This is a genomic window from Calidithermus chliarophilus DSM 9957, assembly GCF_000430045.1.
In the GTDB taxonomy this organism is placed as follows: domain Bacteria; phylum Deinococcota; class Deinococci; order Deinococcales; family Thermaceae; genus Calidithermus; species Calidithermus chliarophilus.
Genome location: NZ_KE387023.1, coordinates 280817 through 302218 on the forward strand (window position 1 = coordinate 280817; position 21402 = coordinate 302218).

At 67.3% G+C, this 21402-nt stretch carries 14 protein-coding genes and 2 pseudogenes; 3 read left to right on the plus strand and 13 right to left on the minus strand.

What is annotated here, in order from left to right; all coding sequences use genetic code 11:
• The 3 genes and pseudogenes from MEICH_RS29955 to MEICH_RS0101510 form a co-directional block, all read right to left on the minus strand.
• Positions 1-467: pseudogene (locus tag MEICH_RS29955) on the minus strand (DEAD/DEAH box helicase); the annotation flags it as partial.
• A complete protein-coding gene (locus tag MEICH_RS0101505) occupies positions 464-4804 on the minus strand; it encodes a DEAD/DEAH box helicase (protein WP_245587599.1) in 4341 nt (1446 codons plus the stop codon). The pseudogene MEICH_RS29955 and the gene MEICH_RS0101505, both read right to left, overlap by 4 nt.
• A gap of 101 nt (positions 4805-4905) precedes the next feature.
• Entirely contained in the window at positions 4906-5436 is a 531-nt protein-coding gene (locus MEICH_RS0101510; protein ID WP_027891158.1) for a hypothetical protein, read from the minus strand.
• Between the two features lie 152 nt (positions 5437-5588).
• On the opposite strand from MEICH_RS0101510, the gene MEICH_RS0101515 reads away from it, so the two are divergent.
• Positions 5589-6224: an excalibur calcium-binding domain-containing protein gene (locus MEICH_RS0101515; RefSeq protein ID WP_027891159.1), complete on the plus strand. Its 636-nt coding sequence runs from the start codon at positions 5589-5591 to the stop codon at positions 6222-6224.
• 208 nt (positions 6225-6432) lie between these two features.
• Here the strand turns inward: MEICH_RS0101515 and MEICH_RS0101520 are convergent, their stop codons facing one another.
• The 4 genes from MEICH_RS0101520 to MEICH_RS30620 form a co-directional block, all read right to left on the minus strand.
• Positions 6433-7506 (minus strand): hypothetical protein, encoded by a 1074-nt coding sequence (locus MEICH_RS0101520; RefSeq protein WP_027891160.1) that lies wholly within the window; start codon positions 7504-7506, stop codon positions 6433-6435.
• Entirely contained in the window at positions 7503-12446 is a 4944-nt protein-coding gene (locus MEICH_RS0101525; protein ID WP_157202556.1) for a hypothetical protein, read from the minus strand. The genes MEICH_RS0101520 and MEICH_RS0101525 overlap by 4 nt, the downstream gene beginning before the upstream one ends.
• 650 nt (positions 12447-13096) lie before the next feature.
• A complete protein-coding gene (locus MEICH_RS0101540) occupies positions 13097-13849 on the minus strand; it encodes a hypothetical protein (RefSeq protein ID WP_027891163.1) in 753 nt (250 codons plus the stop codon).
• A gap of 26 nt (positions 13850-13875) precedes the next feature.
• Positions 13876-14379, minus strand: a complete 504-nt coding sequence (locus tag MEICH_RS30620) for a transposase (protein WP_084542319.1) — start codon at positions 14377-14379, stop codon at positions 13876-13878.
• A gap of 5 nt (positions 14380-14384) precedes the next feature.
• Between MEICH_RS30620 and MEICH_RS30555 the strand changes: the two are divergent.
• Positions 14385-14840 (plus strand): annotated as a pseudogene (locus tag MEICH_RS30555) (magnesium chelatase subunit ChlI family protein); the annotation flags it as partial.
• Positions 14841-15030: 190 nt separating this feature from the next.
• On the opposite strand, the gene MEICH_RS0101555 reads toward MEICH_RS30555, so the two are convergent.
• From MEICH_RS0101555 to MEICH_RS0101580, 6 genes are all read right to left on the minus strand, one after another.
• Positions 15031-16470: a nitrilase-related carbon-nitrogen hydrolase gene (locus tag MEICH_RS0101555; RefSeq protein WP_027891166.1), complete on the minus strand. Its 1440-nt coding sequence runs from the start codon at positions 16468-16470 to the stop codon at positions 15031-15033.
• Between the two features lie 26 nt (positions 16471-16496).
• Entirely contained in the window at positions 16497-17333 is an 837-nt protein-coding gene (locus MEICH_RS0101560) for a hypothetical protein (protein WP_157202557.1), read from the minus strand.
• A gap of 123 nt (positions 17334-17456) precedes the next feature.
• Positions 17457-17984: a hypothetical protein gene (locus MEICH_RS0101565; protein ID WP_157202558.1), complete on the minus strand. Its 528-nt coding sequence runs from the start codon at positions 17982-17984 to the stop codon at positions 17457-17459.
• Positions 17981-18595, minus strand: a complete 615-nt coding sequence (locus tag MEICH_RS0101570; protein ID WP_157202559.1) for a hypothetical protein — start codon at positions 18593-18595, stop codon at positions 17981-17983. The genes MEICH_RS0101565 and MEICH_RS0101570 overlap by 4 nt, the downstream gene beginning before the upstream one ends.
• Before the next feature lie 25 nt (positions 18596-18620).
• Positions 18621-19064 (minus strand): hypothetical protein, encoded by a 444-nt coding sequence (locus MEICH_RS0101575; RefSeq protein ID WP_027891170.1) that lies wholly within the window; start codon positions 19062-19064, stop codon positions 18621-18623.
• A 9-nt stretch (positions 19065-19073) separates the two neighbouring features.
• On the minus strand, positions 19074-20612 hold the full coding sequence (locus MEICH_RS0101580) for a hypothetical protein (RefSeq protein WP_157202560.1): 1539 nt from the start codon (positions 20610-20612) through the stop codon (positions 19074-19076).
• Positions 20613-20909: 297 nt separating this feature from the next.
• On the opposite strand from MEICH_RS0101580, the gene MEICH_RS27680 reads away from it, so the two are divergent.
• Positions 20910-21062, plus strand: a complete 153-nt coding sequence (locus MEICH_RS27680) for a type II toxin-antitoxin system VapB family antitoxin (protein WP_084542129.1) — start codon at positions 20910-20912, stop codon at positions 21060-21062.
• The last annotated feature ends 340 nt before the right edge of the window (positions 21063-21402 follow it).

The window sequence follows — 21402 nt, forward strand, 5'->3', positions numbered from 1 at the left end:
GCCGGGCCGTCGCGGCGCACGGTGAGCCCCTGCCGGTGCGCCTGGGCCAGGGCCCAGCGCGGCGAGGCCTGCAGGACCTCGGTGGCGTTGACCTTGACCGGCATGCCGCCCACGCGCCAGTGCTCGGGGCCGGGCTTGGGGGCCTCGAGCGGCTCGGGCTCGGGCAGCGCCCGCTCGAAGAAGGGCAGCAGCAGCCGGCCGAAGGCGCCCTGGCGCTCCGGCGCCATCGGGTCGAGCAGGGGAAAGCGCCCGTAGGCCCCGGCGGGCCACAGCCCCAGCGCGTCCGCGTAATCCGGGGCCCGCGCGGTGCGCAGCTCGCCCTCGGCCCACTCCGGCTGCAGCCCCTCCGCCTCGGCGAGCGCGAGCAGGGCCTGCTGCAGGAAGTAGGGCACCCCTTGCAGCGGGTCGTGGTGGGGCCAGCCCTTGGGGTCCCAGCCGACGAGGTAGGCCAGGCGGTCGAGCCTCACGCCCGCTCCTCCTCCGGGGCCGCCCGGTCACGCTCCCACAGGCTGTAGGCCAGCGCCAGCGCCTCGGGCCTGGCCCCCGCCTCGACCAGGGCGCGGTCGGCCTCGAGGAGGGTCTGACCGCTGCTGATGAGGTCGTCGAGCAGCAGCAGCCGCAGCCCGCGCACGGCGGCGGGGTCAGCCACCCGCAAGGCCCCGGCCACGTTGGCACGCCGCTCCGCCTCCCCGCCGGCGTCGTACTGGCGGAGGGGGGGCACCCGCTGCCACTGTAGCGCCCGCAGCACGGGGTGCCCGCGGCCCTCGAGTTCCTCGGCCAGGGCGTCCAGCCCGCCCAGGCCGGGCCGGCGCGGGGGCACGTAGGTCACCGGCAGGCCCGGGTAGTGCCGCGCCAGGTAGTCCGCGACCGCGCGGACGCGCTTGCCGGAGCGCTTGAAGTCGAGGATCTGGTGGCGCGCGTTGTTGAGGAGGTCGTTGACCCGCCGGCCCCCGGGCTGCTTGGGGAGGTAGCGCCCGAGGACGCTCCACACCCGCCCGGCCCGGGCCAGGCGCAGCGGGGCCGCGGCCGCTGTGGCCGGGGCGCCCTCCTGCTCCAGCGGGTGGAGGTAGGCCCGGTAGTCGCCCAGCGCACACAGGAGGTCTTCCGGGGCGGGGAGGATGAGGTCCGGGCCTGCGTTGAGGGCGTGGGCGGGGTCCGCCGCGCCCCAGGTCGCCAGGGCGGAGACGACCCCCAGCCGGCGTCCGGCCAGCACATCCTCCAGCCGGTCCCCCACCAGCAGCACCTCCCGCGGGTCCAGGTCCTCGACCAGCGGCTGCAGCCGGCCCGTGCCGGGTTTACCGGCCGAGGCCACCGCGCTGCCCAGGAGCTTCGCGGCCACCCGCGCGGGGAAGTGCCGCTCGACGGCGGCCTCGACGTAGCCCATCGGGCGGTTGCTGGCCAGCACCACCTCGACCCGGCCGCCCAGGAGCTCCTCCAGGACCTCCGTGACGCGGGGGAACGGGCGCAGGGCTTCGACCAGCGGGCCGGGGTCGCCGCCCAACCGCTGCGCCTCGGGGAGGGCGGAGCTGTCGAGCAGCAGCCCGTCGAGGGCGACGACCAGCCGGCGGAAGACGGGGTACTCGGGGAGCCTGGGCAGCGCGGCGCCGGGGGCCGGGCGGGAGGGGGGCTCGAGCAGGTTGCGCAGCAGGTGGGCCGCGGCCGCGGCGCTGGGCTCGGGCTCGTACCGGTGGGTCTCCTCCAGCAACAGCCGCGCCTGCTCGGCCGGGGGCGCCTTGGCCGCTTCCCTGACCGCGGGGACGTCCTCGGGGAGCCTGAGCTCGCGGAACGGCAGGATGCAGCCGTAGCACCCCTGGCCCTGGCACTCGCAGCGCAGGCTCAGCTCCAGCAGTCGCCGGGCCTCCGCCAGGACCTCCGGCAGCCTGGCCGGTAGCTGGGTGGCGACGCCGATGCCGCCCTCCACGGTGTCGTAAGCGGTGAACACCAGCTCGTGCTGCGGGGCCTTCAAGTGGAAGCCGATATCAGAGAGGTCGGCCTCGAGCACGTTGGGGATTGCCTTGGCCAGCGCGTTGCTCAGGGCCCAGTACGCCGCCAGCGAGCCGTCGCTCAGGCGCAGCTGGCCGAGGTCCGTCTCGTACTCGCGCGCGAGGGGCGAGAACACCGGGTGGTCCTCCCAGGCGCCCGGGGCCTTCTCGAACTCCGTTTTCCAGCCGTAGTGCGGCTCGGTCTCCTCCCCGCACGAGCAGGTGCCGGGGAGCACCAGGCTGAAGGCGTGGACGCTCACCGTAGCCCGGCGTCCGGACCAGCCCTGCAGGGCGTACCCCCGGCCCCGCAGCGGCTCCTCCCCCTCCCGCGCGGGCTCCGGCACCACCACGCTGCCGCTCCTGAGCAGCTCCCACCTCTCCGACGGGTCCAGCGCCACCTTCCGCCCGTCGCGGTCCTCCACCACCCACTCCCCAGCACCGTCGGCCCCTTTGACCCCCCGGGCGCTTCGCAGGGACGGGCAGCGGAAGCGCGCGGTCTTGGTGAAGCGCTTGACGGCCAGCTCCAGGCCCACCCGTACCCGCCCCCGTCCCGCCTCCGCGACCACCGCGCCGAGCTCGGCGCGGGCCTCCACCACCTCGAGCCGCGGGTCGACGACGAGCCACGGGCTGTGGTAGTGCTTCACCTGCCTCGGGTCGGGCCGGGCCAGCGGCTCGGCCCCGTAGTACGCCCGGTTGTACTCCTCGGGGTCCATCAGGCGGTCGGTGACGTCCTCGGCCCACACCAACACGGCCTCCTCGCTGTACAGGTTCCGGCGGACGCGCGCCTGCGTCCAGTCGATGGTGCGGTAGTAGCGGCCCTGGTGCAGCGACACCAGGGCCAGCGCCCACTCCCGGTGGGCCGCCTCCTGCCGCAGCTCCCCCAGCACCCAATCCGGGGTCGTCTCCGCGTCCAGCGTCAGCTCGCCGATCCCCCGGGCCGGCGCCCCCTCTCCCAGCCGGATCACCAGGTACGTCCGGCCCGGCATCGACCGCAGCGGCGGCGCATCGGCCTTCGCCAGCGGCTCGGCGAGCAGCGGGGCCAGCTCCTGCCTGAGCCGCTCCCGCACCGCCTCGGGCACGGCAGCCGGGCTCAGGAGGCGCTCGAGCAGCTCCTCACCACCTCCCATCCCCAGGCGGTGCGCCTCCCAGCGCATGCGCCGCAGGTGCTGCCGCAGCAAAACCGGGTTGGCGGGGTTGATGTAGACCGGGTCGGCCTGGGCCTCCACGAGCCGCTGCAGGTTCTCTAGGCGGGAGTAGTACTTGTCGGCTGCCGCGTCGTCGCGGTCGGTGCGCGGGACGAAGACCACATGCGCCGGCCCCGAGCGCCCGGCCCGGCCGGCCATCTGCTTGAAGCTGTTGCGGCTGCTGGGGAATCCCAGGATGGCGACGTGCTGGAGGTCGCCGATGTCGATGCCCGCCTCCAGCGTGGTGGTGGAGAAGACGAACATCGGCTCATTGCCCCGGCGCAGCTGGGAGAGGACGTCGTTGTAGTCGCGGTAGCCGCTGAAGAGCGGGTATACCCGGGTGCCGCGCTGGCGGCGGTGGATCTCCGCCAGGCGCCTGGTCTCGGCCCGGCTGTCCACGAAGGCGATCCCCTTGCGCCCCTCGTGCTGGACGACGTGGATGAGGCTGGGCACGTTCTTCGCGACCCCGCGGTAGTAGAAACGCGCATGGACCGGCGCCCCCGACGCGCCCACCACGCGGAAGCGGCGGCGCCCGGTCAGGCGGCGCACGAAGTCGGCGGTGTTGTCGAGGGTGGCCGTCGAAACCACCAGCCGCACGTCGCTGCGCGTCAGCGCCATGAGCCGGCGCAGGAACAGGGCCATGTTGATGCCGACGTAGCCGCGGTAGGCGTGGGCCTCGTCGAGGACGATGTAGCGGACGTGGCCGAAGAACCCGGCCAGCTCCGGGCGGTCGAGGTAGTAGTTGAGCTTGTCGGGGGTGGCCACCACGGCGTGGGGGACCCCGCCCTCGAGGAGCTCCTCGATGCTGGTGCTGCCGAAGAAGGAGCGCACCCTGAGCGGCAGGCCCTCGCACATCCGCGCCAGCTTGTCGTGCTGGTCGGTGGTGAGCGCGCGCAACGGGTAGATGAACAGCGCGGTATCCCCCCGCTGCAGGAGGTCTTCAAGGATGCCCGGGGCGAAGGCCAGGGTCTTGCCCGAGGCGGTGGGGGTGGTGAGCACGAGGTCGAACGGCTCGCGGCGGGCGGCGCGCAGGAACTCCAGCGCCAGCGCCTGGTGGGTGAACAGGCCCTCCCTGGCTCCCCCGGCAACCAGCGCCCGGGCCAGGCGCTCGTCGAGGCCGAGCGCTTCGAGGGGGACGAGCTGGCCGGGTCTGAGCTGTGGCCGTGGGTTGATCACCTCGGCCTTGTCGAGGCTCAGCGGCTCGTCCGAGGCTGCGGGTACCGGGCGCAACTCGACGCCCCGCGCCCGCAGCCGCTGGCAGTAGCGGTCGAGGCTCATCCGGTACAGCGCCTCGGCCAGGGGCCGCGGCCACGGTTCGCCGGTCCAGGCGTGGATGAGCTCGTCCGGGAGGGTGCGCAGCACCTCCTCGGCCTGGACCGGGGTGAGGGCAGCCACCGCGCGCCGCAGCTCCCCCTCGGTCCGCGCCCGCGCCACCGCCGCGCACCAGGTGTCCGGCAGACCCGGGGGGAGCGCGTCGGTGGGGGCCAGCCACACGGGGAAGGCCGTCGCCGCGGCGCCGTCCCACAGCACCACGGTGCCGTCAGGGAACGCCCCCTCGGCGGGCAGGCGTTGGCCGGAGGCCGCGTCGAGGAAGGCTCGTGCCCGCTCGTCGTAGATCAGGTATCGCCACTGCTGCATAAGGGTCTCCGGTGGATCACCGCCCCCGGCGGCCAGGGGGAAGGCAGGCGTCGCGCTCGCGGACGGCGCGGGCAGTGGGCGGGGGAGGCTCGGTGAGAGGTTCAGCGCTCATCGGACAGGGTCAGCGAGATACGGCAGCCAGAGAAGGGACGTGCCAAGGAGGCGGCGAAGGCGTTGCCGCGGAGGCTGGCACGCCAGAGGTCGAGGTCGTCGGTGAGTGTGGGTGCCGTGCCTACAGCACGAGCGAGGGTGTGAAGGTCCCGATACGAGGCACGCTCGCCGGCGCGCTCCAGCCACCAGCCGTGCTCGGACTTGCGGATCGTGGCCTCCGGGCGGGGCAGCGGGGGCGGGGGGGTGGCCGCGACCCGCACGCGCTGCACGGGGCCCGAGGGGAGCAGCGGGTCCAGCCGGGCCCTGAGGTTGGTGAAGACCTGCCGGAGGGAGTCGAGGGGATCGCTGAGGTCCGGGTTGTAGTCGGCGACCTCCTCCAGAAGGCGTTGGAGCCGCCTGACCCCGGCCTCGAGGGTCGCGGAGCCGTCGGACGGTACCAGGGTTTTGGCGTCGCGCACGCGCACCAGATAGGTCTCGATCTCCTGCTTTAAGTCGTGAACGTCGTCGGGGAGGTTGTTCATAGTCAGGACAGGCTAATGAGCCTGGGTTACAAGCGCGGGCGGGTTCGCCCTTAGACCGTGAGACGGACTCGAATGCCGCCGGGCAGCCCGGCACGGGGTCGCCCCGGTTGGGGCAAACGAGAACACAACCATTTTAGTGACATGCTAATGGCATGTTGCGACTTTTGACCTGCTTCTTAACTGCCCTGAGCCTGGCCTTAGCCCAGAACACGGTGGTAGGACGAGCCAGCGTGGTGGACGGGGATACCCTGGAGATCCAGGGTATGCGCGTCCGGCTGTGGGGCGTGGACGCGGTGGAGTCCAGCCAGACCTGCCTGGACGCGGCGGGTCGGGTCTGGCCTTGTGGCCGCCGGGCGGCCTTTGCCCTGGCGGATTTCCTGGGGGCTCGCACGGTGAGTTGCACCCGGAAGGACACCGACCGCTACGGGCGGATGGTCGCGGTGTGCCGCGTGGGGGACACCGAGATCAACCGCTGGCTGGTGGAGCAGGGCTGGGCGCTGGCGTACGTGCAGTACGGGGGGCAGGTTTACCTGGCGAGCCAGAACCAGGCCAGGGCCGGCAAGCGCGGCATCTGGCAGGGGAGCTTCACACCGCCGTGGGAGTATCGGGCCAACCCCAAGAACCCGCCCAGCGCCGGGACGCCGCGGCCCTCGAGCCCGACGTCGGACGTGTACTACGCCAACTGCTCCGAGGCCCGGGCCGCCGGAGCTGCTCCAATCTACCGGGGCCAGCCGGGGTACCGACCAGGGCTGGATCGAGATAGGGATGGAGTGGCGTGTGAGCGCTGAAGGAAGTATCTCTAGGCGGCTTCTGTTTCTAATGCAGGGCGTTGAAGACCCCGGGCAGGTCATACATACGCTGGGGAGTGTCCAGAGGGGCTAAAGGCAAGGTGGGGCAGCAACCATGGTCGGTTGCAAACGTCGGAGGGGTATAGACGGCGGTTCATGCCCTGAACATGACCGTATCCGCTGATTTGGGTAGGGTGGTGAGCAGGCTCTAGGGCTGCAGCAGCGGGAGGACCTGCTGCAGGGTGGACGCCCCCAGGGGGCGCAGGTGGGCCAGCTCGTTGCGAGCGACCCGCAGCAGCTCGGCCTCCCGATGGGCATGGTTGTCTCGGCCCCTCAGCTTGTGCGCCAGGTGGCCCAGCTCGAGCTCGTGCCAATCCTTGATGGGGCCGTAGGGGGTCTCGAAGGGCAGCTGGAGGTGGTGGCGGTTCTGCTCGGCGAGGCGGATTCGGGCCTGCTCGAGGCGGGGGAAGAGAGCCCTGAGCTGCCCCCGCCACACGCGGCGGCGGATCTCCCGGGGAGCCTGGAGGGCCAGAACCACGGGGTGGACCCGCCCGCCATCCTGGCTGCCCAGCGCCCAGGTGGCCTCCGCCGCCGGGTCCCACCCGAACTCCCCCGCCCGCGCAGCCAGGAAGGACTGCGGGTCCGCCAGCGTGTCCAGACTCTCGAAGACCAGGATGTCGACGACCCGGGGGTCGTAGGTGGCCACCTCGGAGGCCACTGCCGCCACCAGCTCGCGCACCAGCGGCGGGTCCGACCGGGTCTGGGCCTGGGCCAGGCCGTAGAAGAACAGGTCGTGCTCGTGCACCTGGCCCTCCCAGCGGTAGGGTTGCAGGTTGACCTCGGGCTTGAGGGCCAGCTCGCTGACCCCTGGGGCCACCAGCACCAGGGAGGTGCGCTGGGCGAAGGAGAGATCCTTGCTGGCCCGGCAGTATCGCTGGATGAAGTCACTCCACGGAGCCCAGCCGTCCCCGGCCACCTCCACCCACAGCGTGCGGCCCTCGAAGTCCGGGCAGCGTACCAGCCGGCCCAGGGGGTCGCTGCCAGGGGGCGGGCGCTGGTGGGTGAATTCACGGTACAGCGTCTCCAGCGGGTCGGCTCCCGGCTCGGGGGTGAGCGCGGTGAAATCCCCGACGGACTGCTCCTTGAGCCGCTGCCGCAGGTCCCGGAGCTGTGGGAAGTTTCGAGGGATCTGCAGCACCACGTTGAGGCCCTCACCCAGCGAGCTGGCCACCCGCGCGAGAAAGGAAGAGGGCCCGGGGAGCGTCCAGAAGTCCAACTTCAAGCCGGCACCCTGTGCAGGAAATCGACGGCCTCCCAGGCGTCGCCAGAGTGCTCCAGCAGACCCAGACGCTCCCCCCAGCGCAGCACCCGCTCGCCGGGCAGCCCCTCGAAGAGCGCCTCGAGGTCTTCTCGGGTAACCGGCCCCAGCTGGCAGATTTGGTCGATCAGGTCGCCCGGCTCGGTGCCCAGCCCCAGTGCCTCGCGCACGGCGCTCGGGTTGTCCCTGATCCAGGCGTCCAGGGCCTCCAGCCCGGCCCGCGGGTCGCCGACGGCGAGTTGCTGATAGCGCAGGAGCAGCAGCAGGCTGTTGCCCGTGACCCGCTGCAGCTCCTCCCGCTCCCGCTTGCTGAGGGCGGCACCGATCTTCTCCAGCCAGGCGTTCACCGTGGTGTCCCGCAGCGCCTGGAGGCCGAGGAGCACGAGGTCCCGCTCCATCAGCGCAGGCCAGTGTTCCTCCAGCTGCCAGGCCGTGCGGGGGTCCGCGGCGAACACCACCCGCAGCAAGCGCTCCTTCGAGCGCATTGCCCTCAGGCGCTCGCGGGCCCGCTCGAGCCACGGCTCCCCCCAGGGCAGCCCCGGCGGCACGTAGAGCACGGTGGTGCCTTCGGACCGGGACTGAGCGACACGATCGAGCTCCTGGGCGAATTCAGTGGGCGAGGTCACCCTGGAAGTGTGCACCTGCCACCCCGCCGGCCGCCGCAGCGCCTGTTCGAGCAGCTCGAGGCCCAGCGCCCGCGAACCCACCACCACCACCGGCCCCTCGGCGCGCTCGATGGCCTGCTCCTGCAGCGCGGTGAGCGGGGAGGGGAAGGCCCCCGTCTCCGTCTCCAGCCACCCCCGGTACTCGGAGGGTTCGAAAGGCTGCCGCGGCATCCGCTCTTCCACCAGACGGGCCATGATCTCGTCCTGGGTGCCCATGAGGTAGAGCAGGTTCTGGCTGCGCAGGGTGAAGCGCCGCCCGTTGACCCGCCGCAGCACCCCCAGGTCCTGCATCTCCTCGAGGAGGTTGACGAAGCTCTCCAGCGAGGTCTGGCGAAAGCCCTCGGACCAGTAGCCGCGAGCCTCGTCGAAGAGGAACTGCGCGTCCAGGCCCTCCACCAGGCTGCTCTTGCCCTCGAGCAGGTTGAAGGCGATGAGGTTGGCCACCAGCTCGTAGCGGGGGTCGAGGTTGAGGGTGAGGCTGAAGCGGCGGCGAACGGCGTCTTGCAGCTCAGGGCTCTGGTAGGTCTCGTCCACGACCGGGTCGGGCACCTCGTAGGGCGGCCCCTCGCGGAAGGAATTGGCCCGCTCCAGCAGTTTCTTGAGCAGGTGCTGGCCGAAAAGCTGCAGCAGCGAGGGGTAGTAGTTGGTCAGCCCCAGGATGCGGAAGACCTGGTGCTCCTGCAGCCGGTAGCCCAGCGCCCGCAGGGGGCGCTCGATCAGTTCGCGCGCCTCCTGCCACTCACTCCCCTCGATCATCGGGCCGATGCGGATGGGGTCGCCGAAGTGGCCCAGGGGGTGATTGGGGTCCCGGGCCGTGCGCACCACGTTGTGGAGCCCGGCCAGGACGAAGCGGAAGCGCTGGTCGGTTTCTTCCATGAGCTGCTTGAGTCGCGTCACCGCCGCGTACTGAGATTTGTTGTCGTACTCCAGGAAGGCGTCGGCCTCGTCCAGGAGGAGCAGCAGGCTGCGAGAAGCGTCCTCCTGCAGCCACTTGCGCAACTCACCTAGCAACCGCTCCGGCTTGATACCCCGCCGCCCGTCCTTCACCACACCCAGGCCGACCAGCTCCTGGTGCAAAAGCTCCCACACCCGGTCGGTGTCGGCGTTGGCCAAGTCGATGTAGCGCACCAGACGCCCGAGCGCGGGCCGGTGCTCCTCGTCCTCGATGCTGCGCAGCAGCGCGGTCTTGCCCAGCTGTCGGCCCCCGTACAGGAAGTTGGGCCCCTTGGGTCGCAGGATCGCCTGGCGCTCGTGGTGACGGCCGTAGAACATCTCGGGGGGCAGTTTGCCGGCGGTGGTGACGTACGGCTCGGCCACAGTGTAGGGCAGGGTGCAGTGGAAGAGGGCCGGCAGCCGGCGGCCGCGCTCGCCGCACAGGAAGACCATGAGCACGTCGTCGAGCACCAGGAAGCTGCGGCGGCGCCTCTGGGTCTGGGTGCGCGACAGCCGCGCCAGGTCGCGCCGGCGCTTCTCGGTGAACTGGCCAAAGTAGAACACCAGCACCGGCTCCTGATGGCTGCTCTCGTTGACCTCGCTCAGCAGGCCGTCCTCGCTGGGCGTGCCCCAGGCGAGCAAGATCCGGTAGCGCCCCCCGGCGAGCGATCCAAAGAAGGGGATGGGGCAGTCCTCGCGGTCGCGCACGGTGTGGCAGGTCAGGTGGACCCAGCTGCGATCGAGGCGCCTGGTTTCCTCGGCAAGCTCGATCACCGTGAAGCCCAGCCCCTCCAGCACCGTCCGCAGCCGTTCACGGTCGAAGCGGCGGAGACCGCTCTTGAGCTCGAACCAGGCCTCCAGCATCCGGGCGGCCTGCTCAGCGTGGCGGCCGGGTACCTGGCGCAGGTCCAGGGCGCCGATGGCCGCCCGCTGCCGCACCGCGTTGACCACAGAGCGCTCCCTGTGCTCGTTGAGGTACTCGTAGATGCCCTTGAAGCTGGCCAGGAACTGCCTGAACACATCGCGCTGTTCGGCCTGCTCCGGGAGATCTTCGCCGCGGCGCACGCGCTCGAGGTACTCGTTGGCCGTGAGGACGTCGCCGCTGTCTTCCAGCACCTTCCGGATGCGGCCGTAGGCCGGGTGATCGGTGGCCACCTCCCGCTCCAGGCGCCCCAGGGCTTCCTTGACCCGCTCCACCCGCCGCCGGTCAAGGAAGCCGGTGACCTCCGCCAGCCGGGCGTGGGCCAGGTAGAAGCGCAGGTCGCGCCCCTCGAGCCGTGTGGGCGGGAGGAAGTCCGCCTCCACCGAGGCCAACTTCGCGTCCAGCCCGGCACGCTCGTCGGCGTTGAGCAGGCCGGTCATCAGGGCGAGTTCGAGGTGGTTGCGCGCCGCGCGCAGTTGCTCGACGAGGTGGCCGTGGTGGAGCCTTACCTGCTCCTCCAGACGTGTGCGCAGGGCCTCGCCCAGCTGTACAGGCAGGATGTCGATGATCCTTTCGGCTCGTTGCAAGTCATGCTGGTCCAGGCAGTGCTCGAACAGGCGCTCCCAGTCCGGCTCCTGCCCGGCGAGCTCACGCAGGCGGGGCAGCAGGCCTGCGAACCCCCCGTGCGGCTCCCAGCGTTCGTCGAGCTCGACGCCGTCCAGACGCAGCAGTGGGGCGTGGAGGATCTGGGCGGGTGCGCGCTCGCCCGCACCTGGAGGAGCATCGAAGAGTGCCAGGGTCTGCAACAGTCCCCCCCGCAGCCAATCCCACAGTGCGGTGCCGCCGGGCAGCTCGAAGGGCGGGACCTCCTTAAGCTGGCGGAAGGCCTCCTGCAGCTTCCGGTGCAGCTGAGCAATCTGCTCGTGCAGATAGCCCAGGCGCTGGGGCCGCTGCCGCTGCAGCCTGGCCCAGTTGCGCGCCAGTTCCAGGGCCTCCCCCGCGAGCCGGAGCAGAACCTCCCGTGCCGAGGCCTCGATGCGCTTGGCCTTCTTCGAGTGCAGCGTCTCGTGGTCGCGGTCGATCTGCAGGTGGATGGCCTCCTGGCTCAGCTTCTCCAGGGCCCGCTCCAGCTCCGGCAGGGCCTCCACGTCGTTGCTCAGCACGGGGCGCAGGATGCGCTCGACCATCTGGTCCCTGTGCAGCCAGTGCTGCCAGATTTGGGTTGCGGGAGCGTAGGGCGTGCTGCGGCTGGACGCCTTCTTCCAGAAGTCCTGCGCCGCCTCGAGCACTCCCGCGAGTTCCTCCCTCCAATGCACCTCCCCCTGCAGCCCGGCCAGGGTGCCGGCCTCTACCCCCTGCAGCCGCTCCCCGTAGGAGGTCAACGCCTCGGCCAGCTCGCGCAGGCCGTGACCCAGGTGGAAGCGGCTGAGCAGCCCCCCCGCCCCGCTGTGGGGGTCGATGAGGGCGGCCCGCGCGGTGGCGCCCAGCAGCAGCAGGGAGCGGGCGCGGCCCCAGGGGCTGTGATCAAGCTGGAGGTCCCCCAAAGCCGCCAGCCGCCTGCGCAGTTCCTGCGCCAGCGGGCCGTAGGCGGAGAGCAACTCGGTGCCCAGCACCGCCGCGGCCACCAGGTCGCTGGGCAGCTCACCCGGGCCGAATTCGGCCTCGGCCGCCCGGGCAATCAGGTACGCCAGGCCGCCCTGCCCGTGCGCCAGCAGGCGCACGACGGTATCCGCTGTGGCAACCCGAATCTCACGGTCTTCTGTTCGAGGCCTGGGCTCCCGCTCTCCTTCCGGTGCCGGAACAGGCTCCCGGAAATCACTGGGTGCCTCCTCGAGGGGTTCATAGCCCGAGACAGCTTCCGCGGCTTCTTCGACGCCCGCATCGGGATGTTGCCCACTGCCCGGGCCCGCCTGCCCTGACTCGGGTTTCTCCCTCGCTGCCAGAGATCCCTCGACCAGTTCGCGCCTTACCGCGGCCAGGGCCAGGGTTAAGTCAACTGCCTCCACCTGCCGGAACCGAGTACCAACCGTGTCGTCGTCCGCGTCCGGCTCCGTGACCAGGCCGATGAGCGCCGCCAGCCAGGCGCGAACGGGGCTGTGGGGGTTCTGCAGGAGCTCCTCGGCCGCCTCACGCGCCTTTGCCAGTGGGGGAAAGTCGTGCCGGTTCGCGTGGGCCAGCCCCAGGACACGCTGGGCGATCTGGTGGGCCTGGGCGCTGGCGGCCTCGGCGGCGATGCGCTCCAGTAGGGCCGCCAGGCCCTCCATGCCCTGGGGTATCTCGGCGGAGAGCTGGAGCTCGGCCACGCGCCGGATGGCCTGGTCACGGACTTCTGCGAACCCCTGGCGAAATTCTGCTAGGGCGTCCTCGAGCTGTTCCGGAGGCATGCCTCCGGACTCGAGGGCCTGCAGGGCTTGATTCAAGAGGCTGATCAATTTGCGTTTGCTTTCTAGCAGCGCATCTATTTCGCTCATAAGCTTGCCCTCCGGGATATTAGATGGCAGTTGGCATCAGAGTTTGGCCGCCACCTGGTCAATGTTTCCTCCTACTTTTGGCTGTTTTCATGACGCGATTATTGTACCTAAGGCTACTCAGGGGCCTTAGGAGATTTGCACTCTCTCCAATCACGAGTGCAGCCGCGAAGATGACCCCTCGCTCTACAAAAAAGTGGTGGTGTGGGAACGGGGCAATGGTACCCTGTATCTTCAATGCAGAGCACCTCATTGTTGCTAAGGAATCCAGTTTGAGGCGTGGTTTCGCTGAACGAAATGAATTGAGCATGCCACCTGAGTACCGGCATCACCCAGGTTACCGGCAAAGCCGGTATCGCCTTTGGCGACCCCAGCTGCCCTTCACCAGGATCGGTGGCATGCCTGCGAGTCGCTTTCCGGTTTGAAAAACCACGGGGATTATAACCCCCTACATCCCCATTTCTCTAAGGTTCACGAGGCCTTGAGCCTCAAGCTCGTGCCCCGGCTTGAGGCGTGCTGGGGCTGGTATGGGAGAGCGCGGAACCGCCGAGGCTCGGCCACCGGCGTCAAAGGGTGGCCTGGCAGCGCCGCACCAACTCCCGTCGCAGCCCACCCACCAAGGCTCCCAGCTCCGGCAGGGATTTGATCAGTTCCTCGCGGGTGTCGGCTTCCGTCCAGTCCGTGCGCCAGCCCATCGCCTCGAGTTCCTCCTCCGACGTCTCTAGCTGTACCCTTAGGTAGAACAGCCTTAAAAGTACCCTCTGGACGCAGCGGGTGATGTCCTCGCTCATCTGAGCTGGCCACTCCCCCCGGTTGCTTTCAAAGAAGACGGCCAGCTCTCCCAGCCACCTGGCTGCCTTGTCTAACTGCGCCGATCCGCCCCGTAGAAAGCGGTGGCACTCCCGCAGACGGTCTCTTGTTTCAATCAGCTGCTGGGCTGCCGTTTGCAAGCGTCCACTAAGGCGCTCCTCCAGGCTCTCCAGCAGGCTGAAGGTCTGCGGCAGGCCGAAGTCGAGCACCTCCAGGGCTTCGTTGCGCAGGCTGGCCAGCATTGCTTTGGCGTAGGCGGCCTCGTAGACCTCTGGCGGGCGGTATCCACCCCGGCTTAGCTCGGCCAGCTCGGCCAGGCTGAAGCAGGTGTACAGGAACCACCGCAGCCCCTTCCAGGCTTCCAGCTGGGCTCCCGTGACAACCTGCGGGTCGGCTTGCGGCCACCGCCTTGCCAGGTGCAGGGAAAGCCTCTCCACCGGCTCTCCCAGCAGCTCGGCAACCTCGATCGGGGTATAGCGCCGTGCGCGCCTGGCCTCGAGCAGTTCCATCGGCAGGCTCCTCGTACATACCCAGGCTAGCAGGCTTGCAGGCTGGAATCTAGCTCGTCTTCCGAAAGGAGTGTCTCCACCTCGGCCCACACCCCCCGGCTGACCCAGTTCCGGTAGTGCCAGTAGACCGTCTTCCCCGGTGGGTAACCCGGAGGGGTATCCCCCCAGGGCCGCCCCTCCCGCAGCACCAGGAAGATGGCCTCCACGAGGGAGCGCTTGGCGTAGCGGGGTGGGGCTCCCCTGGCTGTGGGTTCAAACAGCGGCTCCAATCGCTGCCATAGCGCATCGGGGAGGGGATAGGGATAGCGGGGATCGGGCTCCCGCTTCGGACGAACACGCTGGCCGAATACCCACCGCCGGGCCGTTCCGCTGCTCACCCCGTACTTCCGGGCCAGACTGCGGGGGCTGGCCCCTGTCCGACGGTGCTCCTCGAGCAAGGCCGCCCGAATCTCCTCTTTGCCCACCGGCCCTGGCTTCCGTCGGTGAAAAGTGTAGATCAAGTTACCTTGAATACCCCGATTGCCCTGCACACGCCTGCCCCTGCGGCTGGTTCGGCGACCCCGAGCGCAACTGCGCCTGCACCCCCGCCCAGCGCCAGCGCTACGCCGGCCGCATCTCCGGCCCGCTGCTCGACCGCTTCGATCTGGTGGTAGAAGTGCCGCGCCTGACGCCGCAGGAGCTGTCCCGGGCCCCCGAGGGGGAGTCCACCGCGCAGGTGCGGGCGCGGGTGCTCGAGGCCCGCGAGCGGATGCGCTGCCGGCAGGGCCGGCTCAACAGCGAACTGCTGGGCCGGGCCCTGCGCCAGCACGTCGCCCTCTCGGCCCCGGCGGAAGCCCTGCTCCACGCGGCAGCCAGGCGGCTTGCGCTCACCGCCCGCTCCTACGACCGCATCCTCCGGGTGGCTAGGACCATCGCCGACCTCTCGAGCTCAGAACACATCCAGGAAGCCCACCTGGCGGAGGCGCTGACCTACCGGAGGAGTCTGGCGTGAGGATCGTATGAAACGAGCATCCCTGCCTCACTAGAATGGGAGCAGTATGGCGTGCTATTGCGGTGCGGTCTGCGGTTCGGCTCCTCTTCCCCGAACTTCTTTGCGCAGGCTCTTGCAGGAACTCCGTGCCTTAGGAGGAGCAGGTAGTGCGCGTTTATGCGGGATATTCGGGCAATGCAAGTTTTGAGTTTTAAAGAAAGTCGCGCCTGCCTTGATGATCCCTCTCGGCTTTTCTGTGCAGCCCTTTCCACAGAAGGCTCACCAAAGTAGCGCATGTGACTGCCACCAAAATGTAGCTCAATTGGGCTGAAAAGTGCGCCGCGTTGGTGAGGCCGGAGTAGAGCGGGACGGATATTGCCCGGCGTTCGGAGCTAGCCCAGGGCATTCGCCACACTACTTTGCCTTTGGCATCTGTCATCGAGGTGTTCCCCGCCATCCCGACAAACAGCGCGACCCTCCCGGTCTCCGCCGAACGTACCTGCACACTCCTGAGCTGTAGAGCGGTGGCTGGAGGGCTTTGGGTGTTGGAAAGAAACAGCAGGGCTTGCGCTCCATTATGGACGGCTTTCAGGCCGATCCGCTCAAAGGAAGACTCGTAGCAAATACCCACGCCCAGAATCACATCACCGAAGCGGAGGGTGTTGGTTTGCCGCTCATTGCCCGCCTGAAGCCGGGCGTCCTCCTCTATCGGTACCAGGAAGATCTTGTTATAGCGGGCGGTAACCCGCCCTTTTTGTAACAGAACGACGGAGTTGTAAACTAAGGACTGGCTGCGGATGGTGCCCCCAATAAGCAAGTTGTCGTGGGCGAGCAGCCCTAGGTGGTCGGTGTCGAAGTCATAGTTGAACAGGCTGCTCTCAGGCAACACATTTAGCGCCCCACCCCTGAGTTGCGGGGAGAGTTCGCGGCGCAAGTAGTCCTCGCTGCGTGTGACAAAATGCTCGCCGTCCCCAACGATGCCTGGCTGCACCAAGTTGACCTCGAGGTAGCCCTCAAGCCGCGGCTGCGGTAACGCGTTGCTCAGCACTATGGCGAGGGCTACCCCGATGGCGAACACCGCCACGCCGGTAGCCCGGTGGTAGTAAAAGGCCCACAGGCCCAGCAGCAGGGCGGCATAGATTACAAAGCTCGCCCCGTACATCCCTAGTTGCGCGTAAAGCCCAGACAACGCGGGAGAGAAGAGGTAGTAACCATGTGAGAACGGAACCGCGCGGTTGTGCAGCAGGTCGGGGTCGGAGCACACTCGATCGAATAAGCTCATCGAGGATGCAAACAGCAGGATACGCGACGGGGTGAGCGTACTGGGGAAGGTGGCGGTGGCAACGGCGGAAAGCGCCGTTATATATAGAATGACCAGCGCGTATAACGTGGCGATGGCCGCTGGTTCTATGCTGTACAGGCCGAATAGGGAGCGGGTAACGAGCAGATTGATGCTGAAAAGGTAGCTCGCCATAACCAGGCCCCGGTTCTGCCATGAGGCCTGTCGGTGGGCCAAGGCGAAGACGGCCAGGAGGGCCAACGGCGAAATCCAAGCAGGCAGTGGCCCGGTGACGCTGAGGTAGCCCAGGCCACCAAGACTAGCGGACAAGGCCAGGGGCAGCGGAGCCGCTATGGTGAGCTTAACCTCCATAAACGGCCTAAGCAGGCTGGTGCTATTCACCGTATCGCCCCACGAAGGGTGAAGGCGGGCCAGATCGGGGTCACTTCTACCGGCTGCTTGGCGGAAGCTCCGTAGGAGTAGAGCGAGTAGCAGTGGACTAGGCCCAGTTCACCCTCGGCGGGCACCTCGAGCATTGCCCTGACGGTTGCGTATTGGTTTGCTGGCAGCCGCAGTGTGATGAGAGACTGACCGCCCACGAAGGCGAGCTGTGTGTCGTTATATAAGCAGACGAGATGGTACGTCGTGGCCCTGGCGGTGTCGTTGTAGATCAACACCTCGACCGGTTGCCTCTCGGTGCTGGTGCGGATGATCCCCCCGAAGGTGTTGATCGCTGCTCCTACCGCCGAGATGTGGCTGAGGGTGGGCCTGTCAGGGTGTGCGGGTGTGCTGTCGGCGGGGCTGGCCCACTTGCCGAGTCCCTCCCCGTTAGCGACCGTGACCACGTCGGAAAGAAGCCTTGGCTCAAGCCGGGACAAATCCCCTTTACGCACCAGCTCACTGGCCGAACCGGTTTTGTCCGCGATGTGCCGGGTGAACACCACCGACACCGAATCCCGGAGGCTGATGCGTAAGGGCACCGAGCGCGTCGCGGGCCGGTCGCAGGCCACAGCGATGTTGGACTCGATGTGCTGCAAGCGACCGTTCACGAACACGAAAGCGTCAAAATTCATTGTCGGCACCGGAGCTTTAGCCAGTGCGAGGCGTAGGTCGAGGCTGGAGCGGTCCCCTGCAGGACTGAGCGCCACGCCGTTAGTGAAACCGGCTTCGTTCGCCGAAAAACACCCGGCCCGCTGAGCGGAAAGGGGGGCAACGGCGAAAAACTTAAGGCCCACAGAGGCCAGGACAGCGACAGCTATTAACAGCAGTAGAGCTTCCCGCACGGTTCTCCCTGCGTGCTTTAGCCCAGTCAAAGCGACGGGCCAAGGCGGAAATTCCCTGCCTCAGCCCATGCCTGCTTACCAGGGTTGCCAGGAGTATTGACCGCCGTTGTTATCCGAGTAGACGACGGTGCGGCCTCCGTTGGGGGTCGGGTCGTCGTTCGCAGGAAGGGCTTTGTGGAAGCCGTATCCGAGAATACCGGAGTAAAGGTTGGCAAAGTCCGCGCAGTTGTAGGTGTACGTTGTGTCGGCAGTGAGCGCACCCATGTTCCCGCTGTGGCTCTCTTTATAGTCCGACTGAGCCACGAGTTGCCTACCGCCTGCGAAGGTTGTGAAAACCAGCACCGCCTTGGCCGCGAGATACCTGGGGTAGTACAGGTTGGCGACGGGGCGGTTGCTGGAGGTGGTGGCGGTGTTGCGAGCGGTGGCTGATCCCCTGCCCATCTGGGCCACGCAGTCCGCTTTGGGATCCGACGCGCGAGAAGCTCCCTGCACGGTAAAGGGGTCGCTTGTCGAGCGGCCGGGGGAGGGTTTTGCCAAAACCAGGCTCAGGCTCGAGGCCAAGACCAAACCGCACAACAGCGGGTAAAGGATTTTCCAGCTCATCGTACATCCCTCCCCTGACGCGCAGCGATCCGGCTCTCGAGAATGGTGCGGAAGCTACGGCCGCTCATCACAGCTAGCCTTGCAGGCGCGCTTCTTTGGTCGGCCATACTCGCGAGCGTTCTCAAGTCGTCAATGCTCAACTCGCCGTCCACCGATAGCTCACGCACGTCGCGCACGCTCAACCCGACCTTTTCCAGCTCCGATCGCATCTCGTCGGGGGTGGCGTTGAACAGGAACTGGAGCTCCGACCCCTCGAGCACGTTCATCGCCTCCACGCTCACGTTGTACGGGGTGGTCTCCTGCAAACCTTGGTACACACCGCTCGGTATGTACCAGTCTCCGACCTCGATATATCCCTCGTTCGGGTTGGTCGAGAGGACTTGGAGCGACTGGGTGCTGAGATCGCCCCTGGCGCGGATGTCCTGTGCCGTCAGGTAAAGCTTGCCCTTAGGAAGTGGTTTTACCTCTCCAACGTCTTTGACGTTGAAATAGTCGAGGGAATCCGAGGCCGTCATCACCCGTTTGCCCACCGAGTCCGTGGCCTTTTGCGTGCCACAACCGGCCACCAACAAGGCCAAGCCCGCCAACACCGCCAAACCCACTGCTTTCACCGTTCTCCTCCTAAACATGCCGACCCTACCTCCTCGCGCTGAGGTCGTTCACCACAAACCGTATGGACCGCGTTTTTCCTTTCCCCCTTTCCGTGAGACTCACCAAGACCACCACGCCCCGCTGACCTGCGGGAGGGGGTGGCTGGCCCGGCTTGTTCCTGACGTTGAGCACCAGCAGCTCGCCGAACCGCGCCTGCCGCTGGTTGAGGCTGACGTCATACCCCGAGGACTCAGCGGTGAGCCAGAACCACTGGTTGTCCAGAGCAGGATCAGCGGTGTCGGTCTTGCGCAGGGTGAAATAGAAGCTGTAGCTGTCGAAGGGTTTGGTGACCACCCAGTAGCCGTCACTCTCCAAAATGGAGCGGGAGTAAGTGCCGCCCACCACCTCGGCCTCGATGGGGTAAGCCGGGTACACCAAGCTGCACGCGCTTAGGCTAAGGGTCAGCAATATCAAGGTCGCAGCTCTCACAACACCTCCTTAGGGACAAGGGGTGAGCCCAACTCCGCGCCAGCACCTGGAAAACTCGGGCAGCAGGGGGGTTTCGGGGACAATTGCGCCCTGGGGAATGACGTCTCCGCTCAGGCTAACCCCCAGGATGTTGACTCCTGCCATCACTCTGCCATCCAGCCCGCCGTAGATTCCCGCCCGCAAGCGGGTCACGGGCTGGTTGGGGTCTTGAATGTTATATTCGACTCCAGCAGTGATCTTTGGTCCGGCATAGGGCTCGAGGGCCGCCGCTAGCCCCACCGTACCGTAGAGATAAACCCCGGCCTGTACGCTCAGGTTAGCCCTGTACCTGAGAGTGGTGGTAATGCTGGCCGTTCCCGACAAGGCCAAAGGATTGGAGTAGGGGTTCCAGGCGGTGAACTGCTGTCGCAGCGCCTCTACCTTCTCGGCGACGTTGTTCACCGGCTTGCACCCCCAGTAACCGTTGGCAACGGTATTCCCACAGTAGAAGCCGTACTGCACCGGGCTCTGCTCGGTTCCAAGGTTGAAAGAGACGTTGGGTATGCTGCTGCTCACCGCCACGCCCGCGTTCCCTTGGATGCTCAAAGTGCCACTGAGCCCACCCTGGAGGATCACTTTAGGGGTGACAACCACTGGGATAGGGCCGATCCAGAACACTCCTACCCCACCAGTAGTGTCGAGGAAAGTCTGGCTAACACCGGGGAGATTCACGGTCTGGCTGAGACCGGGGGCCTGCACGTTGTAGGCGATGGAGGTCTCCACTCTTGCCCAGCCATTGGCCCACGCACCGAAACCCTTGAGGTAGGGGAAGATGAACCACCAGCCGATGTCCACATTCACGGTCATCCAAAGCTTTAGCTGAATGCACGCGCTGCGGTTGACGATTCCTAGAGGCATCGCCGCAGGGGGTGGGGTCTCGCAGCGCCCCCCATCGACGGGAAAGAAATCCCACTGCGGAGCGAGTTGTTGGGCTAATTCGGGCGTGAGGTAATCCGGCAGAGTCAGGTTTTGCGGTGCACCCGCCTTGGGAACGGCCAAAACCGAGACGTTCACCGGCACGGTGTAGCTGGTCTGCTGTATGTCCTCCGGCTTCAAGTCAGAGCCTGCGATGGCCTCGGCCAGCGTGGCCGGGGAGGTCTCTACGGTGGCGGTTCCGTCGGGATTTTCCGTTATCGAGTCCACCTTGCGCAGCACCCCGTAAGGGGCCTTGTCGGTAGGCGGGCTGACGATCACCGTGCCCGGCTCAACCTGATCTACCTCGTCCACGCTCATCGTCCCCAATTCACCCTGCTTGCGGAGCGGCGGCACGGCGCGGGTGTCAATAGTGAGCTTGCCGTCTATCGAGAAGTCCTTTATGGTCTTCTGGGCAAAATCGGTGAGCACCTTAGTAGTGGGGCGCTTTGCCGGCAGGCCCGTGTAAGCCGGAGGGGTGAAGGGGTAGTCCTTAGGAGCCTTTCTTTTCGTTGGCACAACCTCCGATGAGCACGAAGCTAGGGTCAGAACCAGCCCTGCACTCGCCAGCAACAACCAACCGCGCTTGCTCAACATGAAACCCCCAATCCTGGGCGCAACTAATGTGCGGCCTATTGGTTGTTGGAGAATATCCTAAAAGGAGGATAGTGTCAACTTCCGCGCCCCCTTAAGGCCAGGAGGTAATACCGCTCCACCCCCAGGAGCCGGGCCACAGCTGTGGTGCTTCGCCAACATGACCCCCCATCCTGGGGGTAATTTCCACGCCAAAGGGCTGCAATAGCACACGAACACGCGTTCTGGATGGCTAGGTGGCATTTTCACTTCTTGGAAGCACATTTAAATACACGCGGGCAGGTGTGTGCTCGGAGCACCGTGCCCCGCATCACCGTCGAGACCGACGAAGCCCTGCTGGAAGAGGCCCGCCGGGTTCTAGGGGTGCACACCAAACGCGAGGCCATCGAACGAGCCTTGCAGGAGCTGGTGCGCCAACAGCGCCGCCGTGCCATCCGGGTCCACGCCGGGTAGGTGGAGCTCGATCTCACCCAGGAAACCTTGCGCGCGCTGCAGGAGTCCCGCTAGTGACCCGCATTTTATGTAGATACCTCGTCCTGGATTGAGTTTTAATCATCCCAGAGGGGCCGGTCGGGTCAAGCAACCCCTGAGCAAGGCCCTGGAGGTGCACAAGATCGGGCTTATCGCACCCGTGGCTTTGGAGCTTCCATCTAGGGCAAGGAGCGGGAAAGACCGTCAACTTCTTGGTCCCGACCTGTAAGCCCTGACCTGGCTGCCCTTGGGAAGCGAAGAGGTGCCGCGCCTGACGCCGCAGGAGCTGTCCCGGGCCCCCGAGGGGGAGTCCACCGCGCAG